The sequence below is a fragment of the Micromonospora sp. NPDC049139 genome, assembly GCF_055586845.1.
Window position 1 is genome coordinate 397,927 of the sequence record NZ_JBVJHK010000004.1, and the last position, 22,788, is coordinate 420,714.

Sequence of the window (22,788 nt, forward strand, 5' to 3'; positions counted from 1 at the left end):
GAGTAGGAAGCAGGAAACAGGATGAGGCTGAAGCCGGCCGGCGCGGTGCTCACCGCACTCGCCACGGTCCTCACCACGGTGGTCACCGGCGTCCCGCCGGCCGCCGCGCAGCACCGCGACAGCGGCTACTCGGCGGAGATCCGCCGGGCGTCGTACGGCGTCCCGCACATCACCGCCCGCGACTTCGCCTCCCTCGGCTTCGGCGTCGGTTACGTGCAGGCCGAGGACAACGTCTGCGTCATCGCCGAGAAGATGGTCACGGTCAACGCCGAGCGGTCCCGCTTCTTCGGGGCGACCGGCCCGACGGACGCGAACGTGCGCAGCGACCTGTTCTTCCGTAAGGCCATCGACGAGCGCACGGCCGAGCGGCTGCTCCAGGGGCCGCGCGACGGCGTGCACTCCCCGTCGGACGAGGTCCGCGACCAGATCCGCGGCTTCGTCGCCGGCTACAACCACTATCTGCGCCGCACCGGCGCGGCGAACCTCACCGACCCGGCGTGCCGGGCGAAGCCGTGGGTGCGCCCGCTGACCGAGCTGGACGTCTGGCGCGCGAGCTGGGCCAGCATGGTCCGGGCCAGCTCGCGGGCGGTGCTCGACGGGATCGTCGCCGCCGCCCCGCCGACGGCGACCGGCCCGGCCGCCGCGCTGGACGCGCCGGGCGCGGCGGCGGTGGTCGCCTCCGCCGACGGCGCGCCCGCCGGGGTGGGCAGCAACGCGTACGGGCTGGGCGCGCAGGCCACCACGCACGGCGGCGGGATGGTGCTGGCCAACCCGCACTTCCCGTGGGAAGGTGCCGAGCGCTTCTACCGGATGCACCTGAAGGTCCCCGGCCGCTACGACGTGGAGGGCGCGGCGCTGGTCGGCGACCCGATCGTCGAGATAGGGCACAACCGCACCCTCGCCTGGAGCCACACCGTCTCCACCGCCCGCCGCTTCGTCTGGCACCGGCTCGCGCTGGTCCCCGGCGACCCCACCTCGTACTACGTGGACGGTCGGCCCCGGAAGATGACCACCCGCACCGTCACCGTGCAGGTGCCCGGCCCGGGCGGCGGGACGGTGCCGGTCAGCCGCACCTTCCACGACACCCACCTCGGCCCGGTGGTCGTGGTCCCCGGCACGTTCGACTGGACCGCCACCAGCGCGTACGCGATCACCGACGCCAACGCGACCAACAACCGCGCGTTCGACGGCTGGCTCCAGATGGGCCGGGCGAAGACGGTGCGGGAGCTGAAGCAGGTGCTCGACCGGCACCAGTTCCTGCCCTGGGTGAACGTGATCGCCGCCGACGCCCGCGGCGAGGCGCTCTACGCCGACCACTCGGTGGTGCCCCGGGTCACCCACGAGCTGGCCGCCGCCTGCATCCCCGCGCCGTTCCAGCCGCTCTACGCCGCCAGCGGCCAGGCCGTCCTCGACGGCTCCCGGTCGGCCTGCGCGCTCGGCCGGGACCCCGACGCGGCCGTGCCCGGCATCCTCGGCCCGGCCAACCTGCCGGTCCGCATCCGCGCCGACTACGTGACCAACTCCAACGACAGCCACTGGCTGGCCAACCCGGAGGCGCCGCTGGAGGGCTACCCGCGCATCATCGGCAACGAGCGCACCGAGCGCAGCCTGCGTACCCGGCTCGGCGTGGAGCAGGTGCGGGGGCGGCTCGCCGGCACCGACGGGCTGCCGGGGCGGGGCTACACCACGTCCCGGCTCTGGCAGACCGTCTTCGGCAACCGCGCGTACGGCGGCGAACTCGTCCGCGACGACCTGGTGGCGCTGTGCACCGCGCACCCCACCGCGACCGCCTCGAACGGGAGCACGGTCGACCTGCGCGACGCCTGCGCGGCGCTGAAGGGCTGGGACCTGCGCGTCGACCTGGACAGCCGGGGTGCGCACCTGTTCACCGAGTTCGCCCTGTCCGGCGGCATCCGCTTCGCCGACGCGTTCGACGCCGCCGACCCGGTACGCACCCCGAGCCGGCTGAACGCCGCCGACCCGCGTGTGCTCACCGCGCTCGCCGACGCGGTCCGCAGGCTCGCCGGCATCCCGCTCGACGCGCGCCTCGGCGACGTCCAGACCGAGCCGCGCGGCGACCGGCGCATCCCGATCCACGGCGGGCGCGCCGAGGCCGGCGTCTTCAACATGATCATCAGCCCGCTGGCACCCGGCGTCGGCTACCCAAAGGTGGTGCACGGCTCGTCGTTCGTGATGGCCGTCGAGCTGGGCCGGAACGGCCCGTCGGGACGGCAGATCCTCACCTACTCGCAGTCGAGCAACCCGAACTCCCCCTGGTACGGCGACCAGACGCGGCTCTACTCGGGCAAGGGTTGGGACACCATCAAGTACACGGAGGCGCAGATCAAGGCCGACCCCAACCTGCGCACCTACCGGGTGGGGGAGGGCCACCGCCACTGACCCGCTCCGTTCGCCGCGCCGGTCGGGTCACTCGGCCCGGCCGGCGCGCCATGTCTCGCCGCGACCGACCCAGCCAGATCATCCACCCCGCTGACGGTCGGCTCGAAAGCTCACGGAGCGACGAGGCGATCCACACCGTAGTGGTCCCACCAGGACTGTCGGTGCTTGCGGACGCGCCCTGCGACGCGGGTCAACAGCAGCCAGTTGCCGTTCTGCACCAGTGCCGCGTCCTCCGACCGCCCGGCCAGCACTCGTGCGACCGCCGCCGCCATGTTCGGAATCCCCTTGTCGACCAGGTCGTCCGCGTGCATGGAAAAGTCGAGGTCAACGTACGTTTCAGGCTCCCACTCCCAGCGGGTTCCGTCGTCGTCCTCGGCGTCGTAGTAACCGTGACGGCCCGCGTAGATGGTCAAGGCGTACCCGCGTTCCTCGTAGAGCCGGGCGCTGAACAGCCGGGGGTTGTCCGTCGGAGTCGGCATCTCGGTGACATCCGCGGCCGCCAGTTCGGCCACCTCCTCCAACGGGGCACTGCCCGCCAGCGTCAATCGGAACTCGACAGCCATCTCTCCAGCCTCTCGTCAATCTCGCCACACGATTTGCACGATCGCGCCTCCTCGTGTCACCGCCACCAGTTCCCTCAGCTTGTCGACAGGCCAGGTGTCGAACTGATTCCGCAGGGCCGAGAGATCACCACGCCAGTCCTGGAGGTTCAGCACCACGCGTTGGGTCTGTTCCTTGTCGATCTTCGCGTGGACCTCGCTCCACACACCCCGTACTGGTTTGTCGGGAGTGGGAGAGTAGCAATCGAAGACGTGGCCCTCGATGAGGTAATCCGGGTCCTTGTCCGGGTTGCCGGAGTCGCCGGTGCTGAGCCGCGCCTCGGCGATCTCCTGCCTGGTCGGGTTCTGGTGCACCCGGTAGCCTCTGTCGGCGACCTGGTCGGCGCACTCGTTCTCAAGTTCCAGGGGACGGCGCCCGCCGATGTCCAGCTGGCTGCCAGCCCCTGAGCTCTGTCGACGCCGTTCATCAGCACACGGAGTTGGCCGACAATCCTCTCGATGTGCGACACGGCTGACCCTCCCCGATCGGCGATGGTGAGGATGTTCGCATGTCAGAACGTACCGTGGCGCCGTGACGCCGACCAGACGACAGGAGGGTGGCTCCCGGTAGGCGGGCAGCGTGTGACGTGCTGGTCCCCGTGGCAACCCTTGCGTCGCCACAATGTGAGTCGAGGCGGCAGAACCCCCTTATCGTCCGATTTGGTCCGCCGTTCGGCTATTTTGCCCGGCTGCGTCGTGTCCCTGCCGGCCGTTGACACCGTTGACACCGGTGACACCCCGATTGGTGGCCTGCGCGGCGAAGGAGTCGGCGTGGCAAAGACTGATTCGACGGGTTCCACGTGGCGGTACCGGTGGGCGCACCGGCAGAACGAACGACGGCGGCGCGAGTTCCGCAGCGCCGAGCAGGAATGGCGACGACGCGACGACGAACTGCGCCGCCTGCGTACCCTCGCCGAGGCGTTCCACGGCTCGACCGCCGCGGGCGCGGGACTGCCCCTGGAACTGGCCCCCGACGAGGTGGTCTTCTGGGTGCTGCCGGCCGCGCAACTGGTGGAGGTCCGGCACACCGCCGTGCTGCCCGCGCCGGACCTGACAATCGCCCCGGAGGCCGCCCCACTGCGCGCCCGCAGGCCCGACGGCGTCCGCGTCGCCGACGCCGGGATGGCGGTGATCACCAACCGCCGGCTCGTGCTGCTCGGCGGGCGCGGCCGGCGCGACTGGGCGTACGGGAAGATGACCGGCCTGTCCCACGACCCGCACGCGCCGGTCACGCTGATACAGGTGCTGGACCGGCGGCGCACCTCCGGGCTGATGCTCCCCGCCGACGTCGCCGCCGACTTCCGGTTCAAGCTGGCGCTGGCCTTCGCCGACGCCATCGAGCAGCGCGGCGCGGTGCTCGACCAGCTCGACGAGGCGATCGCCGAGCACGCACAGCTCAAGCCGTTCCGGCCACAGATCGCGACCCCCGGGCAGGCCCGGCCCTTCGCGTTCGTGCCCGGCGGCCGGCGCACCGTGGCCGTCGCCGCCGGCATCGCCCTGCTGGTGCCCGCCGCGCTGCTCGACACCGACCCCTCCGACCCGACCGGCTCCGAGGTCGCCGTCGCCGCCACCCCCGCGCCCAGCGGCACCCCCGCGCCCAGCGGCACCCCCGCCCCGAAGGCCGCGACGCCCGTCGTCCCGCCGAAGGCGGCGACCGCGTCCGCGCCGCGCCGCGACACCACGTCGCCCTCGCCGACGCCCGCCCGGGAGCGGCGGTGCGGCGCCCCCGCCAACCCGATGGGGTACGACTTCTGCGGCGGCAACCGCATCCGCAAGCCGGCGGCGGAGATCTGCGACTGGTTCGACTGCGTCCCCGAGTTCTGGGCCGGGCGGGGCTACCTGGTGCAGTGCCGCGACGGCTCGGTCAGCCTCACCGGCGGGCGGCGCGACGCCTGCGCCGAGCACGACGGGATGCGCCGCACCGTCTGGAGCTGACCCTCGGCGGGTGTGTCCCGGGCGCGCGGTGCGGCCTCGCTGCTCAGCGCGCTCCGCGTCGGGCGGGTCCGCGACGACCGCCTCAGCGCAGCCGTTGCAGGGGGAGCAGGCCGGCGAGGATCGCCGCGGCGGCGAGGGGCAGCAGGTCCAGGTCCGCGGCGATCCCCACGAACCCGAGCAGTACCGGCACCGGCACCCACGCCGGCAGCAGCCGGGGTCGCGTGGTCCCCGCCTGCACCAGCAGGGTGAGGATGCCGACCTGGAACAGCAGCGGCCCCAGCATCATGGCCGGATCGGGCAGCGCGGCGGCATCGGCCAGCCCGGGGAACAGGTCGCCGAGGATCACCCACACGAAGGCGGCCACCCCGACCAGCCCCAGCACGGTCGCCGCCTCGGTGAGGACCCGTCGCCGGGGCGCGACGGCCAGCAACAGCCGGCGCAGCCCGACGACCAGCGCGCCGAACAGCAGGATCCCGACGAGGAAGAAGGTGTGGCCGACGTCCCAGGCCAAGCCGTCGCCCCGGTCGCCGTCGAGGCCGTCGACCAGGCGGAGCAGGCCGTAGAGCAGCAGGAGCGCCGGGCCGCCGACGGCGGCCGCCCGCACGAGCCTCGTCGACGTCCGCGCATCGGTGTCAGTCATCCACCCAGCGTCGACGCCCGACCGGCCGCGCTCCATCCGGGACTTCCCGCATCGGCCCCCGACCGACCACCCCGAGCACCGCCCGGGGATGCGAGGGTGGCGCGCCCTTCGCATGATGTTCCCCGTGATCAACGACAAGCACGACCAGCACCGCAAGAAGAAGAAGCGCGACTACTGCGGCGGGTGCAGTTGCGACGTGCCCAACTGCGACGTGCCCAACTGCAACTTCGGGCTCTTCTCCACGCTGCTCACCCTCGGCGCGCTGCTCGCCCGGCTCGTCGCGCCCGGTCGGGCGTCGGCACCCACGGCCGCTCCGGCCAGGCGGGCGCCGCTGGTGGATCGGGCCGGCCGGGCCGCGATCCTCGGCTACCGGCGCTGGCTGTCGCACCGCTGGCCGGGGCAGTGCCGCTACACCCCCACGTGCAGCGCGTACGGGCTGGCCGCCGTGGAGCGGTACGGGCTGGCCGTCGGCGGGCGGATGGCCGCCGACCGGGTGCGCCGCTGCCGTCCCGACGTGCCGCGCGGCACCCACGACCCGGTGCGCTGACCCGGGGATGCCCCTGACCTGCGGAATATCCCGCCCGCCCGCGCTCCCGGTTCGGCCATGATGGGGCCATGGAGATCCGCTCCGACGACGGCGCCCGGGTGAGGATCCGGCCGGTGGGCTACCAGCCGGGGGTCGAGCCGCCGGACGACCCGGACGAGGCGGCGGACTGGGACGACTGGCTGCTCGTCGAGACCGACGCCCGCACCGCCGACGGGCAGTCGTGGTCGCACTACACGCCCTGCCTGACGGTGTCCGAGGCGTACGCGCTGGCGGGCTGGCTGCGGCAGCAGGCCGAGACGACCGGAGACCCGGCGGAACCCTTGGCGGTGGTGCGCTTCATCGAGCCGAACCTGGCCTTCCGCGCCCGGGTGCTGCGCCGTCGCCGGCTGGCGCTGACGGTCGAGTTCTCGTACGAGTCGCTGCCCCCGTGGATGCCGCGGCGGCCGCTCAGCGCGGTCTACCCGCTGACGCTCACGGTCTCCGCCGGGGCCCTCGCGGTGGCGGCGGAGCAGTGGGCGCGGGAAGTCGAGGCGTACCCCCGCCGGGTCGCCTGCTGACTGCCGCCGACCCGGCCGCGACCGTGCGCCGTGCTGCCGGCGGTGGTGTGGGCCCCTCCCTCCGCCCGGTTGCGGCGGCTACGGCCGGACGATCATCGTCCGCCTCATGGTGGCTCCACCACGTCGGCCGGTGTTTGCTCAACCTCCCCGCGACGCGGGTCAGCAACAGCAGGTTGTGGTTGAACACGAGGGCCGCGTCCTCGCTTCGTTCGTTCAGGACCCGCGCAGTGGTCGCCAGCACGTTGGGGATCCCCTTGTCGGCCAGCACGTCCTTGCGCATGTAGAAGTCGATGTCGACGTACGTTTCCGGCTCCCACACCCACAGCGAGCCGTCGTCGTCTTCGGCGTCGTAGTAGCCGTGCCTGCCCGACGTGATGTCGACGACGAAGCCGCATTCCTCGTTGAGTGCGGAGGTGAGCATGCGGTTGCCGGAGAAGGTGCACGTCTCGACGGCGTTCGGTGCGGCGAGTTCAGCCACCTCGTCGAGGGGGATCTCGCCTGCCAGCGTCAACCGGAACTCAACAGCCATCCTCGCAGTCACTCCCTCAGTTCCGCGTTGAGCTTCTCGGTGTGCGACATGTGGCCGGTGCCCCCGATCGAAGGCGGTCAAGGTCCGGGAGGCTGGGGCCACGAAGCAGCCCGTGGCACCTGAGTCACTCCGGGCCGCTGCCGGCTTCCACGTCGTCGGCGCCCCGGCCGAAGTCGGGGACGGTCAGCGAGCCGTCGTCGGCGAGGGGGAAGCCCGGGTTGCAGGCGATCTCCCAGACGTGCCCGTCGGGGTCGGCGAAGCAGCCGGCGTAGCCGCCGTAGAAGGTTTCCCGCGCCGGCCGGGTCACCTCCGCCCCGGCGTCGGCCGCCACCGCCAGCAGCTCGTCGACCTCGCCCCGGGACCGGACGTTCTGCGCCAGCGTCATCCCGCCGAACCCGCGCCCGTCGGCCACGCCGGCGTCGGCGGCCAGCTTGTCGCGGCTCCACAGCACCAGCGCCAGGCCGCCGGCCTGGAAGAAGACGGTCTCCTCGACCTCCTGGCCGCGCCAGCCGAGCCGCTCGTAGAAGGCGCGGGCGCGGGCCACGTCGGCGACGCCGAGGGTGACCAGGCTGATCCGCTGCTCCATCGCCCGGCCCCGAGGGTCGTCGCCCGGGTCGTGGACGTCATCGATCATCGCGGGAACCTCCAGGGGACGACCGGCATCGCCGCCACCGTAACGTGGGTTCACGACAGGCCGGGGTGGCGGCACGCGAACGGATGGTGCCGCCGCAGCCGGCGTCCGACCAGGCACCGTGGATCCGACGCCGCAGGGGCGGGTCTCCGGTCAACAGTCCCGGAGGCCCGCCCCTGGCGGGTCATGGCACTCAGCGCGGGGTGGCCGCGCTCGGCGCAGGGTGGCCGGGCTCAGCGCAGGGTGGCCGCGCCGGCGTCGGCGTACTGCTCGTCGAGGTCGCCGGAGGGCGCGCCGCCGACGCCGATGGCTCCGACGACCTGCCCGTCGACGCTTACCGGCACGCCGCCGCCGAGGAACAGGGTCCCCGGGATGTCGCGGAGGGTGGCGCCCGCCCCGGTCACCCGGCCGGCCAGCGCGGAGGTGGGCTGGCCGAAGGAGACGGCGGTGAACGCCTTGCGGTGCGCGGACTCGGCCGTCTGCGGGCCGGCGCCGTCGCCCTTGAGCTGCACCTGCACGGTGCCCGACCGGTCGAGGACGACCACGGTGACCCGGTGGCCGCCCTTCTCGGCGGCCTTCACGGTCGCCTCGGCCGCGCGCAGCGCCGCGTCGAGGTCGAGCGACGGGTTCGCCACGACGTTGCTCTTCGCGACGGTCGCGGCCTGTGGCTTCGCCACCGGCTCGGCGGCGGAGGCGGTGACGGCGACGCCGGTGACGGCGGCCACGGCCACGGCGCCGGCGCCCAGGCCGAGCGCCATCCGGCGGCGGAAGTTGTGGATCATCACGATGCTCCCTGAGGTCTTCGGATCGAGGTGACAGCCCCAGCCTGGCCGCCGCGCGCGGCGCGGTCATGGCACGCCGGATGCAACCGGGATACCTCGAATGGTTGAACCGGCCACCCCGTTCCTGCCGTACGCTGGACAGTTGTCAAGATCAATTGATCGGAGGTGGGCGGTGGGACGGCAGGACCGGCTGCGCCCGGCGATGCGGTGGGGGTTCCTGCTCCTGCTCGCCGCCGCCGCCTCCCGCTACGGCGTACGCCACGGCTGGGGCGCCGACACCGGCGCGGTGCTGGCGCTGGCCGGGGTGCTGCTGGCCGCGTACGCGATCAACGAGCTGGGGCGGCGCGCGCCCGGCGCGCGCTTCGCGGCGGTGCTCGTCGCCTTCCTCGCGCTGGTGCTCGCCGCGCCGAGCTTCGCCCTGGTGGCGATCCCGCTGTTCTTCGTCGGCCTGCGCCAGCTCCCGCGCCGCGCGGTCTGGCCGCTGGTCGGGCTGCTGACCGGCGCGGTCGTCGTCGCGCAGATCCGGCTGGCCGACCGGCTCGACCCCAGCCTGGTGCTCGGCCCGGTGGGCGTCGCCGCCATCACCACCGTCGTCTTCCTCGAACTCGACCGGCAGAACCGGGCCCGGCAGCGCGCGCTCGACGACCTCCTGGCCGCGCGGGACGAGCTGGACCGCAGCCAGCGCGAGGCCGGGGCGCTGGCGGAACGGGCCCGGCTGTCCCGGGAGATCCACGACACCCTCGCCCAGGGCCTGTCCAGCATGAACCTGCTGCTCCAGGCGGCCGACCAGGAGTGGGACACCGGGCCCGCGCAGGCCCGCGCGCACGTGCGGCAGGCCGCGGCGACCGCCCGGGAGAACCTGGCCGAGGCCCGCCGCTTCGTCCGCGGCCTGGCCTCCCCGGCGCTCGACGGCGCCACACTGACCGACGCCCTGCGGCGGCTGTGCGCGGCGACCGAGCGCGACACCGGCATCCCGGTCCGGTTCGCCGTCGTGGGGACCGTCGCGCCGCTCGGCGTCGACGACGAGGTGGCCCTGCTGCGAGTCGCCCAGGGCGCCCTGGCCAACGTGCGCCAGCACGCCCGCGCGCGGCGGACCGCCGTGACACTGACCTTCGGCGACCAGGAGGTGACGCTCGACGTGTACGACGACGGAACCGGCTTCGACCCCGCCGCCGTCACCGGGTTCGGGCTGACCGGTATCCGGGAGCGGATCACGCAGCTCGGCGGCACCGTCGCCGTCGAGAGCGCACCCGGCGAGGGCACCGCGATCGCGGTCAGCCTGCCGCTGCGGGAGGCCCGATGAGCACGCCGCTGCGGCTGATCCTGGTCGACGACCACCCGGTGGTCCGCGCCGGACTGCGGGCGCTGCTCGGCGGCCGGCCCGACATGACCGTGGTCGCCGAGGCGGCCACCGCCGGGGAGGCGCTCCGGCAGGCCGCCGCGCTGCGCCCCGACGTGGTGCTGATGGACCTGCAACTCGGCGACGGCGTCGACGGCGCGGCGGCCACCGCCAACCTGCTCGCCCTGCCGGAGCCGCCGCGCGTGCTGATCCTGACCACGTACGACAGCGACGAGGACATCATGCGCGCCGTCGAGGCCGGCGCGACCGGCTACCTGCTCAAGGACTGCCCGCCCGACGAACTCTTCCGCGCCGTGCACGCCGCCGCAGCCGGGCAGACCGTGCTGTCGCCGCCGGTCGCCGCCCGGTTGATGGGCCGGATGCGCGGCCCGCAGCCCACGCTCAGCGCCCGCGAGGTGGAGATCCTCACGCTGCTCGCCCGGGGCCTCGCCAACAAGGAGATCAGCCGTCAACTCTTCATCAGCGAGGCCACCGTCAAGACCCACCTGGTCCGCATCTACGCCAAGCTCGGCGTCGACTCGCGGACCGCGGCCGTGCACGCCGCCGTCGAGCGGAAGCTGATCCGCCGGTGAAGCGCCGCGCCCTGCTCGCCCTCACCCTCGCCACGGCCGCCGGCTGCGCCCGGCCCGCCCCGACACCACCCCCGGAGGAACCCATGTCCCGCCCCGCCGACCAGGACCTGCTCACCGCCGCCGACGCCGGGGACCCCACGGTGGTACGCGCCGCGCTGGCCGCCGGCGCCGACATCGAGACCCGCGACGCCCGACGGCGTACGCCGCTGCTGCTGGCCGCCGCGAACGACCACGTCGAGGTCGCCCGGATCCTCGTCGAGGCGGGAGCGGACCCGGACGCGCTCGACGACCAGCACGACACCCCGTGGCTGGTGACCGGGGTGACCGGCAGCGTGGCGATGCTGGAGGTGCTGCTGCCCGCCGACCCCGACCTGACGATCGTGAACCGCTACGGCGGCATCTCCGTCATCCCGGCCAGCGAACGCGGCCACGTCGACTACGTCCGGCGGGTGGTCCGCACCGGCATCGACGTCAACCACGTCAACAACCTCGGCTGGACCGCGCTGCTGGAGTGCGTGATCCTCGGCGACGGCAGCCGGCCGTACCAGCAGATCGCGGAGATCCTGGTGGGCGCCGGGGCACGCGTGGACGTGCCCGACCGGGACGGCGTCGACGCGCGGGAACACGCCCGCCAGCACGGGTACGCCGAGATCGTCGCCATCCTGTCGCGCTGAGACGGCGTGCTCCCAACCGGGCGTCTGGGCTTGTCGGCTGCCCCCACGGTGCCGGCTTAAGCGGTCGCGGAGGTTCGGCGGCCGGCGGTAGCGTGCCGACGTGTCCCGCACCGTGACCCTCGCCCTGCTCGACGCGGCCGGCGCGCCGCTGGGCACCCTGCCGCCGTTCGACGTGCCGTCGCCCTGGTGGCAGGACGTCGCCCCCGTCGTGGCCGAGGCCCGCCGGCGGTACGGCGTCGAGGTGGCCGTCCTGCGCCTGCTGACCGGCGACGGACCGAGGGCGGCAGGCGGCGCGGTGGCGTACCTCGGGCAGGTGAGCGACCCGCCCGCCACGCCGCTCGTCCCGGCGGAGGTGGACCTGTCGGCGGACCCGCTGCGCGCCCCCTACGCCGAGCCCGGCGGCCCGGCCCGCAGCGTCGCCTGGGCGACGGCCGAGCTGGAGCTGCTCGGCCGGCCGGCGGAGGCCGTCGCCCAGCAGCGCACCTGGAACCTGTCGGCGGTGTGGCGGCTCGACGGGCCGGGCGGGACGGCCTGGCTGAAGCAGGTGCCGGTGTTCTTCCGGCACGAGGCCGCCGTGCTGCGTTGGCTCGGTCGGGCCGTGCCGGGGAGGACGTCGACGCTGCTCGCCGACGACGGCGACGGCCGGATGCTGCTCGACCACGTGCCGGGCGAGGACCGCTACGGGGCGCCCATCGAGGAGCGGCTGGCGATGGCCGCTGACTTCCACCCGGTGCAGGTACGGTCAATTCTGGACGTGGCGGAGCTGGTGGCGGCGGGCGTGCCGGACCTGCGTGCCCCTCAGCTCGCTGGCTGGATCCGCGACCGGCTTTCCGGTCACGACATCTCGTCGGTGGATTCCCTGCTGGCCGGGCTGGAGGCGCGGCTGGACGAGGTGGCCCGGTGTGGGCTGCCGGAGACGCTGGTGCACGGGGACCTGCATCCCGGCAACGTGCGCGCCTGTGCTGGCAGGCATGTCGTCATCGACTGGGGCGACGCGTTCGTGGGGCACCCGGCGTTCGACGTGTTGCGGCTGGCGGAGGGGCTCGACGCCGCTGCGTCTCAGGCGGTCGTTGCGGAGTGGTGCGCGCGGTGGCGGGCCGACGTGCCGGGGTGCGAGCCGGAGCGGGCCGCCGAGCTGCTGCGTCCGGTCGCGGCGCTGCGGATGGCCGCCGTGTACGCGATGTTCCTCGACGGGATCGAGGCCAGCGAGCGGGTGTACCACGCCACGGACGTCGACGCCTGCCTGAAGCAGGCGCTCGGGGGCGCGGCCGCTCCGGCGTGACGCGCCTGTCCGGTCGGACGCCCCAACCACTCAGTCAGGCTTGGCGCCCTCGTCACCCCAACGTGCCAGCGTGTCCGAAAGCTCCTCCAGCAGCGCGTCGACCTGTGCGCAGCTGTATCCGCGGGTGGCAAAAGGCAGGGCGATGCGCGCCTTGTCGAGCTCGGCCTTGGCCGCGTAACGCTGCGACGTCTGACCCGAGATCAGCGCGTCCTGCCCCCGCCGGATCAGCTCGTCCACCCGCGCCGGGTCGTAACCGCGCAGGCCGATGGTGAAGTCGGGCGAGTCGAACCGCTCCCGGCGTAGTTTCCGGACATCCGTGAAACGGCTACCTCCGAAGCGGGCCAAGGCGGCTGCCACCTCGTCTGCCGACTGCCGAACGTCATCGAGGTCGAGGAGGACGAGGGCAGTTCGGCCATCGAGCGGGCTCCGGCTGGTGTGCGGGCGATCGATGGTCGATCCGGTGGCCGGCACCAGCAACAGCGACGGGGAAGTCGACTTCTTGCCACCGGGCGTCGGTACCGGCTCGTCGAGGATGATGGAGTCGATCTCCGCCCACGGCACGAGCCGGTCGAGCCCGGCCAGCCGCAGGGTCAGCCCGTCGGCCCCGATGTGGAACCTGAACGGCTTGAGCTCGCTGACGGCGAACGCGCCACCCATCAGCGCCACGATCCCACCGAAGAGCCACGAGCCGATGGAAGGGGACGAACTGCCCGCTGCGCACAGCAGCACGAGTACGCCGAACGCCAGGAACACAATGCCAGCCACCAGCAAGCGCCGGCTCTTGCGCAGCTCCATGCCCATACCTCGATCTCGTCAGGCCGCCGTGGAGAGCATTGCAGGGCGATTCAAGCGACCGCCGATGGCGGAGCCAGGGGCACCTTGCCGTTCACACCGCCGCCGCGGCCCGCATGCGGGCGTACTCGACCTCCATGTCGGGTGGGCCGAAGCCGTAGTTGGCGTAGTCGGCACGCATGTCCTCGATCGCGGCATCGAGTTCGGCCGACGGGCCGCCCTGGGCGAGCAGCACCACCAGCGGCTCCCACATCGCGCCGCCGAGATCGCGTATGCCGCGCAGCGCCTCGAGGTAGCGGCCCGGCCGGAGCAGGTCGAGCGCGGTGTGGGCGAGCTTGTCGGCCGCACCGACCAGCAGCGCCGCGGCGTGGTCGAGCTCCTCGGTCGTCGTCACGGTCGCCGGGTACCTGGCGGGGTCCATGCGCAGGTGGTAGTAGCTGCCCTCCGGGCGTTGGCGGGTCTCGACGAACCCGATCCGGTAGGACGTGGCGTCCTTGTCCAACGGGATCGGCGGCTGGCCCCAGCGGGCGGCGCGCCAGTTCACGTACTCCCACCAGGCAACCGGCACCACATCGATGCCCACGCTGACGAAGATCGTGCCGCCGCCGACGCTGCGCATCACACTCCGTCCGACATTGACCTGCGCGACGCCGTCGGTCGTGACGACCGACCAGGTCCCGCGAGTGCCCTGGAAGCCCAGCGGCCGCACAACGGCGCCGATGTCCTTGTTCAGCCGGCTCGTCGTCTGCGCGGGAGTGATCATCCGGTACACGGTAGCCGCTCGACGCGCCCGTAAGTGGACGTCACTAGGCAGCGAGAGACTCGCCCTTGAACACCTCACGACGGTGCCAGGAGATGTGTTCGACGGCGGGGACCTGGGTCCCGGGGCGCGGCCGCAGCATCCTGCCGTGCAGGTCATAGGTCGACCGGCCGGCCGGCGTACGAGCCGTGAAGGCGGCCGACACCGCGATGCGCAGGTCGGCGTCGAGCCCCAGCGCGCCGAAGTCGAACAGCTTGTGGTGCAGCACGCAGAGCGCCAGCCCGTTGTCGGGGCGGTCCGGGCCGTCGAAGGCCCACCAGCGCACGTGCGCCGCCTCCACGCCGACCGAGGCGTGGCCGAGCTGGCCGTCGTACCCGCAGAACGCGCACTGCCGGTCCCACGCCTGGAGCACCGCCACCCGCCACGCCGCGTCCCGCCGCCGCCCGGGGATCGGCGTGACGCCCGGCGCCTGGAGGACGTCGTCCGGGTCCAGGCCCGCCGCAGTCAACACGTCGGGCGCGATGGTGGGCGGAAAGTGCTGCTCCACCAGGGCGCGGGCGACCCGCCGCACCAGCTCGGGATCCCGGCGCAGCGCCGACTCGGTGGCAGCGTCGAGACGCCCCGCCACGTCGTGCGTCGCCAACGGCCCGACCAGATCCATCGGTACGTCCCGGTTCAGCGTCCACACGCCGTCGCTGCGGAGCCGGGTGAACGGGTACGCGGCACTCTGCGCCCGCCCGGTCTTCGACGCCGGCCCGAACTCGGCGATCAGGTCACTCAGCCGTTCCTGCGCCGCTGACCACGGCAATTCGCTCGACCCGCTGTGCGTGAGCTGCCCGAGCGCCAGCAGCACCAACAGCGGCTTGTGCGGTGCCCTCCGGCCGCGCTGCTGGTGCAGCCGAAGCGAGGTCAGCCGGTCCAACACCTCCTGACGGGTGCTCATGCGGCGATCGCCCGCGCGGCGGCGTACATGTCGGCGGGGAGCGGGTGGTGCAGCCGCCAGATGATCCGCATGGGACGGTCGCCGGTGTGCTCCTGGTAGGTCATCGGGCCGGCGTAGAGGTAGGCCGGCGCGCCCAGGTCCCGATCGGCGACCCGGGTCTCCCGCACGAAGAGGTGCACCGTCGATCCGCGCGAGGCGTGGTGGATGTAGCGCTGGCCGATCGCCGAGGCCGACGACGTGGTGCTCTGCGACTCCCACTGGAACAGGCTGTCGGTGATGGCGCGGTCGGCGTACATCGTGGTGGGGGAGTAGTGCGCCTCCGACTTGACCAACGTGACGAAGAAGAGGTCGGCCTGGGCGCCCGGCAGCCACTTCACGCCCTCCCGCAGCGACCCCGGGTTCGGCATGCCGAAGGCGGCGCATGCCTCGTTGCGGCTGTACCGGGCGTGCACCCGCAGCGGCACCGCCGCCGACAGCGGCTCCGGTGTGACCCGGTGGATCCGGTCGCGCAGCACCTCGGCCACCTGGCGCAGTTCGGCGCAGCGGGCCGGCTCCGCCCGGAGCCGCGCCAGCCGCTCATCCCGAGAGGTCAGCGGGGCGTTCGGCCCCCACAGGTCGAAGTGCAGCATGTCCCACAGCCGCCCATCGCCCGGCTGCTCGCCCGCCGCCACCCGAGCCAGCAGGTCCAGCCGGTCCGGGTCGTCGATGTGCAGCATCCGCCCGATGGCCCGGCCGAGTTCGCGGTCGTCCGGCCCGGGCGTCGAGGCTTCCAGCCCGACGAGCCGACGCAGGCCGGTCCACCCGCCGACGCTCGCCGAGCGATACACGTCCTCGATCTCCACGCCGGTCTCACGCAGGAACTCGCCCAGGCTGACGTCCCCCAGCAGCCGCAGCTCCGCCACCAGGCCCCGCTTCGAGGTCGGCAACGCCGAGCGCAGGTTGCCGAGCACGATTTCCTTGGCCACCCGGTCCAGCTCGATGTGGCAGCCGCTCGGCAAACTCGGGAAGTCCTGGTCGACCGCGTCGTAGACGGACTTCCGGCTCACCCCGGTCAGCGCCCGCCAGCGCAGGTCGAAGCGGAAGTTGGCGTGCTGCCCGCCGATGAAGTCGAGCACCGTCAGGCAGGGCTTGTCGTCGTCCAGGCGCAGCCCACGGCCGAGCTGCTGAAGGAAGATCGTCGCGCTCTCGGTGGGCCGCAGCATCAGGATCGTGTCGACCATCGGCAGGTCGACGCCCTCGTTGAACAGGTCCACGGTGAAGAGCACCCGCAGCGCGCCCTTGCGAAACTCGGCGAGCAGCGCGTGCCGGCTGGGCGTGTCGACCTGCGAGGTCACCGCCGCCGACGGCACGCCGTGCTTCGTGAACCAATCCGCCATGAACCGGGCGTGCCCGATGCTCACGCAGAACCCGAGCGCCCGCATCCGGCCCACGTCGACCTTGTCGCGTACCGCCCGCAGCACCGCCCGCGCCCGCGCGTGGTTGCCGGTGTAGACGCCGTCCAACTCCGCCGGGTCGTACCCCTGCCCGCGCTTCCAGCGAAGCTGCGACAGGTCGACGTCGTCGTGCAGCCCGAAATACTGGAACGGCGCCAGCAACTGCCGCTCCAGGGCATCCCACAGGTGCAGCTCCACGGCGGCGCGGCCGTCGAACCACCGCCGCACGTCGCCGCCGTCGGCCCGGTCGGGGGTCGCCGTCAGCCCCAGCAGTACGCGCGGCCGAAGCCGCTCCAACAGTCGGGCGTACGTCGGTGCCTCCGCGTGGTGGAACTCGTCGACGATGACCATGTCGTACGCCTCGGGGTTGATCTCCCGCCGGTGCAGCGACTGGATGGAGGCGAAGACGTGCCGCCAGTGGGTCGGCTCCCTGCCCCCGACGAGCATTTCGCCAAAGCTGCCGTCGCCCATCACCTGCCGGAACGTCGCCAGGCTCTGCCGCAGGATCTGCTCCTGGTGAGCGACGAAGAGCAGCGAATCCGCCTTGCCGGCCCGGTGTAGCCGGCGGTAGTCGAGGGCGGCGACCACCGTCTTGCCGGTGCCGGTCGCCATGACGACGAGGTTGCGCCAGCGCCCGTGCACGTGTCGCTCGGCGTCCAGGTCGGCCAGGATCTCCGCCTGGTAGGGGTACGGCCGCACGTCCAGGTTGGCGATCTGGAGCGGTGCCTCGCCGGGGCGCTCGCCGCTGAGCGCCTGCCGGAGCCGGTCGGCGTCCCTGCTGGCGTCGTAGTCCTCGAACGCGGGATCGTTCCAGTAGTCCTCGAACGTGGCGGTGAACGTGTCGATGACGTGCGGCTGCTCGACGTTGGATATCCGGACGTTCCACTCCACGCCGTCGACCAGCGCGGCCTTCGACAGGTTGGACGAACCGACATACGCGGTCGTCATGCCGTTGCCCCGGCGGAACAGCCACGCCTTGGCGTGCAGCCGGGTGGTCCTGGTCTCGTAGGACACCTTGATCTCGGCACCCAGCTCGGCCAGCCGGTCGAGCGCACGCTGATCGGTCGCGCCCAGGTAGGTCGTGGTGATGACCCGCAGCTTGCCGCCCCGCGCGATCAGGTCGCGGATGGCGGGCTCGACAATGCGCAGGCCGTACCACTTGATGAACGCGCAGAGCAGGTCGACGGAGTTGGCGGAGGCCATCTCGTGCGTGACCTCGTGGCCGATGCGCGGCTGGTGGCGGCCGTTGACCAGCAGCGCGCCGGTGGAGAGTGGGGTGGTGGGGCGCTGCGGGAAGGCCGGTTGCGTGGGCGGGGTGGGCGGGGCGGCGATGGCGTGCAGGAGGTGCCTGGCGTCGGTGACCTGGTCCTGCGCCGTGGATGCCTGCGGGCTCTCGGCGGCGATGGCGGCGGCGATGCGGTTGGCCAGCTCGATCTGGCGGTGGAGCTTGTCGTCGCCGCCGGGGAGGGCGTGCAGGGCGCGGTGGGCCAGGGCGGCGATGTGACGGGCGAGAGCGTCGGGGGCGTCGGCGGGGTCGAGCCTGTGGTGCTGGACGAGGGCGGGGTCGACGTGCCGGAGGCGGCCGGCCAGCTCACGGGTGATGAGGTGCTCGTAGACGCCTCGCTCAAGATCCGTCACCCCGGCAAAGTAGCTGCCCTCACGCTGCAGTGCTGCTGCGGATTTGCTGTCAGATCCACGACAGTTTGCTCCACAGTCCTGTGCCTCGACGGGTCCCGCCGCCGTCAACGGCGGAGCAGGACGGTGGGCGCAGCAGCGGCGACGAGCAGCAACACCGCCTCGTCCGGCACTGAGCCGAGGGTAGCGGTCACCCACTCCTGTGCCGCGCCCTCGACGTCGGTCAGGCCCACGCCATCGGAGAGCCCGGCGGTGCCGTCGAAGGCAAGGAACAGCGCGCCGAGCGCGATGAACAGCAGCCCGGAGATCAGAGAGGTGCTGTGCACCCGGAACCGGCCGACCGGCAGGAGGCGCCCGCGCAGCCAGCGCCGAAGCCCTGACCGACACCCACGCCCAACTGCTGACTGCACAGACGTCGATGCCCCTGGCTGCCCAGCTGACCGGGCTCGCTAGCAGCACCACCCGCCGACGCTCTCGCCCGCCGGTGACGTGTGCACCCACGCCTCGGCTGGTGCCGGCGAACCGGCTCAGCAACGTCGAACGCGCTCGGATCCTGGCGATACTCGACAGCGACCGATTCGTTGACACGTTACCGCGCTGACGGTGCGAGAGTGATGTCCTCCTGACGGACCCGGCTCCGGCCGCTCGGCGGGCCGTCGACTGCTGGGGATGTCTGTCGCTGGCCGTAGGATGCGAGGCCGATGTGGCATGCGACCGGCGAGGAGCGATACATGGGTCAGGCAGCGGTAGGTAGCGGCGACGAGCAGGTCCCGATCGCCGACGACCAGCTGCCTGAGGACGTGATCATCGACCTGATTACCGGCGACGCGGTCAAGGAGACCGAGAAGGAGAAGGTCCGGCAGGAGCTCATCCGGGGTCTCTGGCGGGAGTACCGGATCCCCCTGGCCGATATGGCCCGTGACTTTCCGGTGCCGACCCTGACCGAGGAGGGCCGCCGGCGCATCCGCCGCGCGGACATCGCGATCTTCCGGCCGGGCACCGCGCACACCGCCGACAACGTGCAGCGGGTAGTGATCTGCAAGCCGCGCCCGAAGAACGGCAAGGTCACCAAGATCCGCACTCATGAGCAGGCCCGGCGCGACCTGGAAGAGCTGGAAGTGCTGATGGGCTACGATCTGGCACTCCAGATCGAGTATGGGATGTGGGCCAACGGAGTCGACTACTTCTTTCTGCACAAGAAGCAGGAACGGTTCGGGGTCACCTACCACCCTATGACCAGTTGGCCGCTGGTCAACGAAAGTCTCGCCGGCCCCAATAGCCTGATCTCGGCTGCTAAGTTGCGTCGAGGCGAAGCGGGCATGCTCAAGACTGCCTTCCGTCGCTGCCACAACTACATTCACGGCAACGAGGGCATGTCAAAGGACGCCGCCTTCTGGCAGTTCCTCTACCTTCTCTTCGCCAAGGTCCACGACGAACAGGTGAGCAAGGGTGATCCGAACGCCCGCCGGTTCTACGCCCTGCCCGAGGAGCCTTACGACGACGAGGGCCGGCGAAGGATCCGACGGCGGGTGCTCGACCTGTTCGCCGAGGTAAAACAGGAATACCCCGACTTCACTGCACGGGACGAGATCACTCTCTCCGACCGGGCGCTCGCCTTCATCGTCAGTGAGCTCGGGGCCTACGACCTCGACGACACCGAGATCGACGTCAAGGGGCTCGCTTATCAGGAGCTGGTCGGCACCAATCTGCGTGGTGATCGGGGGCAGTACTTCACCCCCCGGGGAGCGGTGCAGTTGATGGTCGACATCCTCGATCCGCAGGCGGACGAGACGGTCTTCGACCCGGCCTGCGGGACGGGCGGATTCCTCCGGGAGACGCTTCGCCACCGGCTGGTCAGTTGGCAGGTGGCCGAGGACACCGCCAACCGGTCCAAGACGCCTCAGCAGCTCGCCGCCTATCGCAGCCGGCTCCGCGGCTACGCCGAGAAACACCTCTTCGGGGCGGACTTCGACCCGTCCCTGGTGCGCGCCACCAACCTCAATGTCATGCTGCTCACCGGCGGACCGGGCAACATCTACCACATGGACTCGCTCGCCTTCCCGGTCGGGCATCTGGATGGGCTCGCCGAGGCACGCAGCCGCATCCCGCTCAACAGCATCGACGTGTTGATGACCAACCCGCCCTTCGGCACCGATATCAAAATCGTCGATGGTGACGTCCTGAACCACTACCGCGACGGGGTGGCGAAGTCGTGGTCCCGCAACAAGGAGACGGGCCAGCTCAACGCCGCAGACCGGGATGCGGCTCCGCCGATGGCCCCCGAGCAGCTCTTCATTCAACGCGCCGTCGAGTGGGTCAAGCCCGGGGGGCGGATCGGTATCGTCCTCCCGAATGGCATCCTGTCGAATCCCGGCCCGGCGGACGAGGCGATCCGGCGGTGGATCCTGGCGAACTGCTGGGTGCTGGCCAGCGTCGAGCTGCCGGTCGAGACGTTTATTGTCGAGGCGAACGTCAACATCCTGACCACCCTGCTCTTCCTCAAGAAGAAAACGGCGGAGGAAAGGATGGACCAGACTCTCGGGGTGCAGCAGGATTACCCGGTCTTCATGGCAGTAGCCGAGAAGGTGGGCGTCGACCGTCGCGGCAACGAGGTCTACGAGCGAAAGCCGAACGGCGACATCATCTACACGACGTACGTCGAGACCGAGGAGGTGCTGAATCCCGACGGCCGCACCGAGACCCGGGTGATCCAGCGACGACAGAAGGTCATCGACAACGACCTGCCGAAGATCGCTGAGGCATACCATGCCTTCCGTCGCCACCATCCCGAGCCGGGCAAGCCGCGATGATCACGCGAATTGAGGCGTACAACTATCGGTGTTTCTCGACGCTCAGCGTCGACCTCGACCGCTACCACGTCCTGGCCGGCGCCAACGGTGCCGGCAAGACCACCCTGCTCGACCTGTTGCCGCTCCTCGGCGACATGCTGCACGAGCGGCGTATCACCACCGCCTTCCTACAACGGCTCGACTCGCGGAGGTCGGTCCGCGCCAGCACCCCCACCGAGCTGCTGCACCACGGCACCGGTGATCGCATCGCGTTCGCCGTCGAAGCTCAGCTCCCGCCGGAGGTCACCGCCGTGCTGGCCGGCTCCAGCCTTGCGCGGTTGGACCGGCCCACCCCCACTCATCTACGCTACGAGCTGGGCTTGGAGGTCTCGCGGTACGGCATGGAAGTCGCCGAGGAGCACCTCTTCCTATTCGCCGCCGACGGCAACCGCCCAGTGCCAGGAGAGATGGGGCAGGGGCGACCCGGCCGGGATCACGACGGCGAATTACGGCACCCCGACTGGCAGTCGGTCATCGCCCGGGAGGGCCGGGGCACCACGCGGTTGACCGCCGAGACCACCGCGAGCGAAACCGAGCTCCCGCAGATCCGGGTGCCGCCCGCCCAGCTCGCCCTGGCCACCGTGTTGCCCGACCCGGGTCTCTTTCCGGCCGCACTCTGGCTCGCCCAGTTGATAGGGGAGGGTGTCGTCTTCTTCGACCCGGAGTGGGATTTGCTGCGCCGGCCTGCTCCGCCCGGCGATCCGCTACGCCTGATGCCATCCGGCCGCAACACCCCATGGCTCGCGCTGTACCTGCAACGCGCGGACCCGGAACGCTTCGCCTCCTGGATCGACCACGTGCGGACCGCGCTCCCGCAGGTCGAGAGCATCCGCCCGGTCGAGCGGGAAGAGGACCGGTACGCCTACTTCGCCGTCCGCTACAGCGGTGGTTACGAGGTCACGTCGTCCGGGCTCTCCGACGGCACGCTGCGCGTCCTGGCGTTGACCCTGCTGCCGTACCTGCCCGCCGACGCGGTGCCGGCGTTGATCGTCACCGAGGAACCTGAGAACGGCATCCACCCGCGCGCGATCGAGACCGTGATGCAGTCACTGAGTTCGCTTTACGAGTCACAGGTATGGGTCTCCACCCACTCACCGATCGCCCTGGCCCACACCGACCTCGCCGATGTCCTCGTCGCCCGCCTCAACCCTAATGACGGGGTCAGCGTGATACGCGGCAACCGGCATCCACGTTTGGTCGACTGGCGCGGGTCGTTGGACGTGGGCAGCCTCTTCGCCGCCGGGGTGCTGGCATGAAGCGGGACGTCGTCTTCCTCGTCGCCGACGCCGCCATGGATCAGATGCTGCGCGGCTTTCTCGGGCGGCCACAGTGCCACCGCAGTATCGGTTGCAACCCCTTCCGCTTCGATGCGCGAGAAGACCTCATCGTCGCGCCGTTCCGTGACCCCGACGTCTACGGTCGAGCGGCTGAGCTGCTCCAACCATACGAACGGTCGCACCGGCACGCGGTCGCCATGCTCGATCTAGCCTGGGAAGGGAGCCCCACTCCCGAGCAGATCCGGGAGCACATCGGGGCGAAATTGAAAGCCGCCTGGCCCCACTCCGCGGTGATCGTCATCGAGCCGGAGCTGGAAGCCTGGGTGTGGCAGGAGAATCCACACGTCGCCGAGGCATTCAAGTGCGGCACCGACTTCCGGGACGTGCTACGGCGCAGCGGCCACTGGCCGGACGGTGCCAGCAAGCCACCTGACCCCAAGGCCGCGCTGGAGTTCCTCCGCCGGTACCACCGGGCCGACCGATCCAACGCCGCCTTCGGCCGCCTGGCCCAGAAGATCTCCGTACGGCACTGCGAGGATCGCGCCTTCTGTCAACTTCGCGACACTCTACGCGAATGGTTTTAAGGAAGCT

At 71.7% G+C, this 22,788-nt stretch carries 21 protein-coding genes and 1 pseudogene; 11 read left to right on the plus strand and 11 right to left on the minus strand.

Features of this window, described 5'->3' with window-relative positions:
- Positions 1-21 precede the first annotated feature (21 nt).
- Positions 22-2,400, plus strand: a complete 2,379-nt coding sequence (locus ACZ6Q9_RS10950; RefSeq protein ID WP_396828875.1) for an acylase — start codon at positions 22-24, stop codon at positions 2,398-2,400.
- Between the two features lie 110 nt (positions 2,401-2,510).
- Here ACZ6Q9_RS10950 and ACZ6Q9_RS10955 read toward each other — a convergent pair whose 3' ends face one another.
- Positions 2,511-2,963, minus strand: coding sequence for a SitI3 family protein (locus tag ACZ6Q9_RS10955; RefSeq protein ID WP_393455881.1), 453 nt, complete (start codon positions 2,961-2,963; stop codon positions 2,511-2,513).
- 15 nt (positions 2,964-2,978) lie between these two features.
- On the minus strand, positions 2,979-3,389 hold the full coding sequence (locus tag ACZ6Q9_RS10960) for a CdiA C-terminal domain-containing protein (RefSeq protein ID WP_396829064.1): 411 nt from the start codon (positions 3,387-3,389) through the stop codon (positions 2,979-2,981).
- A gap of 381 nt (positions 3,390-3,770) precedes the next feature.
- Between ACZ6Q9_RS10960 and ACZ6Q9_RS10965 the strand changes: the two genes are divergently transcribed.
- The gene (locus ACZ6Q9_RS10965; protein ID WP_393455887.1) at positions 3,771-4,934 is read left to right on the plus strand and encodes a hypothetical protein; all 1,164 of its coding nucleotides are present in this window, start codon (positions 3,771-3,773) and stop codon (positions 4,932-4,934) included.
- A gap of 82 nt (positions 4,935-5,016) precedes the next feature.
- On the opposite strand, the gene ACZ6Q9_RS10970 is transcribed toward ACZ6Q9_RS10965, so the two are convergent.
- Positions 5,017-5,574, minus strand: a complete 558-nt coding sequence (locus ACZ6Q9_RS10970; RefSeq protein WP_393258962.1) for a hypothetical protein — start codon at positions 5,572-5,574, stop codon at positions 5,017-5,019.
- Between the two features lie 115 nt (positions 5,575-5,689).
- Here ACZ6Q9_RS10970 and yidD point away from each other — a divergent pair, with 115 nt between their 5' ends.
- Entirely contained in the window at positions 5,690-6,121 is a 432-nt protein-coding gene (gene yidD, locus ACZ6Q9_RS10975) for a membrane protein insertion efficiency factor YidD (protein ID WP_393456182.1), read from the plus strand.
- A 68-nt stretch (positions 6,122-6,189) separates the two neighbouring features.
- Entirely contained in the window at positions 6,190-6,678 is a 489-nt protein-coding gene (locus tag ACZ6Q9_RS10980; protein WP_393258963.1) for a WapI family immunity protein, read from the plus strand.
- A gap of 88 nt (positions 6,679-6,766) precedes the next feature.
- On the opposite strand, the pseudogene ACZ6Q9_RS10985 reads toward ACZ6Q9_RS10980, so the two are convergent.
- The 3 genes and pseudogenes from ACZ6Q9_RS10985 to ACZ6Q9_RS10995 all read right to left on the minus strand — a co-directional run.
- Positions 6,767-7,207 (minus strand): annotated as a pseudogene (locus tag ACZ6Q9_RS10985) (SitI3 family protein); the annotation flags it as partial.
- A 124-nt stretch (positions 7,208-7,331) separates the two neighbouring features.
- A complete protein-coding gene (locus ACZ6Q9_RS10990; RefSeq protein WP_393455890.1) occupies positions 7,332-7,841 on the minus strand; it encodes a VOC family protein in 510 nt (169 codons plus the stop codon).
- Positions 7,842-8,071: 230 nt separating this feature from the next.
- Positions 8,072-8,620 (minus strand): GlcG/HbpS family heme-binding protein, encoded by a 549-nt coding sequence (locus ACZ6Q9_RS10995; protein WP_393258966.1) that lies wholly within the window; start codon positions 8,618-8,620, stop codon positions 8,072-8,074.
- 172 nt (positions 8,621-8,792) lie between these two features.
- Between ACZ6Q9_RS10995 and ACZ6Q9_RS11000 the strand changes: the two genes are divergently transcribed.
- From ACZ6Q9_RS11000 to ACZ6Q9_RS11015, 4 genes are all read left to right on the plus strand, one after another.
- The gene (locus tag ACZ6Q9_RS11000) at positions 8,793-9,923 is read left to right on the plus strand and encodes a sensor histidine kinase (protein ID WP_393258967.1); all 1,131 of its coding nucleotides are present in this window, start codon (positions 8,793-8,795) and stop codon (positions 9,921-9,923) included.
- Positions 9,920-10,552, plus strand: a complete 633-nt coding sequence (locus ACZ6Q9_RS11005; protein WP_357454977.1) for a response regulator transcription factor — start codon at positions 9,920-9,922, stop codon at positions 10,550-10,552. Before ACZ6Q9_RS11000 ends, ACZ6Q9_RS11005 begins: the two co-directional genes overlap by 4 nt.
- The gene (locus ACZ6Q9_RS11010; protein ID WP_393455893.1) at positions 10,549-11,226 is read left to right on the plus strand and encodes an ankyrin repeat domain-containing protein; all 678 of its coding nucleotides are present in this window, start codon (positions 10,549-10,551) and stop codon (positions 11,224-11,226) included. The genes ACZ6Q9_RS11005 and ACZ6Q9_RS11010 overlap by 4 nt, the downstream gene beginning before the upstream one ends.
- Before the next feature lie 100 nt (positions 11,227-11,326).
- A complete protein-coding gene (locus ACZ6Q9_RS11015) occupies positions 11,327-12,508 on the plus strand; it encodes an aminoglycoside phosphotransferase family protein (protein WP_396828867.1) in 1,182 nt (393 codons plus the stop codon).
- 30 nt (positions 12,509-12,538) lie between these two features.
- On the opposite strand, the gene ACZ6Q9_RS11020 is transcribed toward ACZ6Q9_RS11015, so the two are convergent.
- The 5 genes from ACZ6Q9_RS11020 to ACZ6Q9_RS11040 all read right to left on the minus strand — a co-directional run bounded on the left by ACZ6Q9_RS11020 (position 12,539) and on the right by ACZ6Q9_RS11040 (position 18,397).
- Positions 12,539-13,303, minus strand: a complete 765-nt coding sequence (locus ACZ6Q9_RS11020) for a hypothetical protein (protein WP_396828866.1) — start codon at positions 13,301-13,303, stop codon at positions 12,539-12,541.
- Between the two features lie 91 nt (positions 13,304-13,394).
- The gene (locus ACZ6Q9_RS11025; RefSeq protein ID WP_396828864.1) at positions 13,395-14,063 is read right to left on the minus strand and encodes a hypothetical protein; all 669 of its coding nucleotides are present in this window, start codon (positions 14,061-14,063) and stop codon (positions 13,395-13,397) included.
- Between the two features lie 43 nt (positions 14,064-14,106).
- Positions 14,107-15,003 carry a phosphorothioated DNA-binding restriction endonuclease gene (locus ACZ6Q9_RS11030; RefSeq protein ID WP_396828863.1) on the minus strand — a complete coding sequence of 299 codons (897 nt, stop codon included), beginning with the start codon at positions 15,001-15,003 and terminating at the stop codon, positions 14,107-14,109.
- The gene (locus ACZ6Q9_RS11035; RefSeq protein ID WP_396828861.1) at positions 15,000-18,074 is read right to left on the minus strand and encodes a DEAD/DEAH box helicase; all 3,075 of its coding nucleotides are present in this window, start codon (positions 18,072-18,074) and stop codon (positions 15,000-15,002) included. The genes ACZ6Q9_RS11030 and ACZ6Q9_RS11035 overlap by 4 nt, the downstream gene beginning before the upstream one ends.
- Positions 18,075-18,178: 104 nt before the next feature.
- The gene (locus tag ACZ6Q9_RS11040; RefSeq protein WP_396828859.1) at positions 18,179-18,397 is read right to left on the minus strand and encodes a hypothetical protein; all 219 of its coding nucleotides are present in this window, start codon (positions 18,395-18,397) and stop codon (positions 18,179-18,181) included.
- A 405-nt stretch (positions 18,398-18,802) separates the two neighbouring features.
- Between ACZ6Q9_RS11040 and mads2 the strand changes: the two genes are divergently transcribed.
- The 3 genes from mads2 to mads4 are packed head-to-tail and all read left to right on the plus strand — an operon-like array spanning position 18,803 to position 22,781.
- Positions 18,803-20,881, plus strand: a complete 2,079-nt coding sequence (mads2, locus tag ACZ6Q9_RS11045) for a methylation-associated defense system DNA methyltransferase MAD2 (protein WP_396828857.1) — start codon at positions 18,803-18,805, stop codon at positions 20,879-20,881.
- On the plus strand, positions 20,878-22,176 hold the full coding sequence (mads3, locus tag ACZ6Q9_RS11050) for a methylation-associated defense system AAA family ATPase MAD3 (protein ID WP_396828856.1): 1,299 nt from the start codon (positions 20,878-20,880) through the stop codon (positions 22,174-22,176). Before mads2 ends, mads3 begins: the two co-directional genes overlap by 4 nt.
- Positions 22,173-22,781: a methylation-associated defense system protein MAD4 gene (gene mads4 / locus ACZ6Q9_RS11055; protein WP_396828854.1), complete on the plus strand. Its 609-nt coding sequence runs from the start codon at positions 22,173-22,175 to the stop codon at positions 22,779-22,781. The genes mads3 and mads4 overlap by 4 nt, the downstream gene beginning before the upstream one ends.
- Positions 22,782-22,788: the final 7 nt, after the last annotated feature.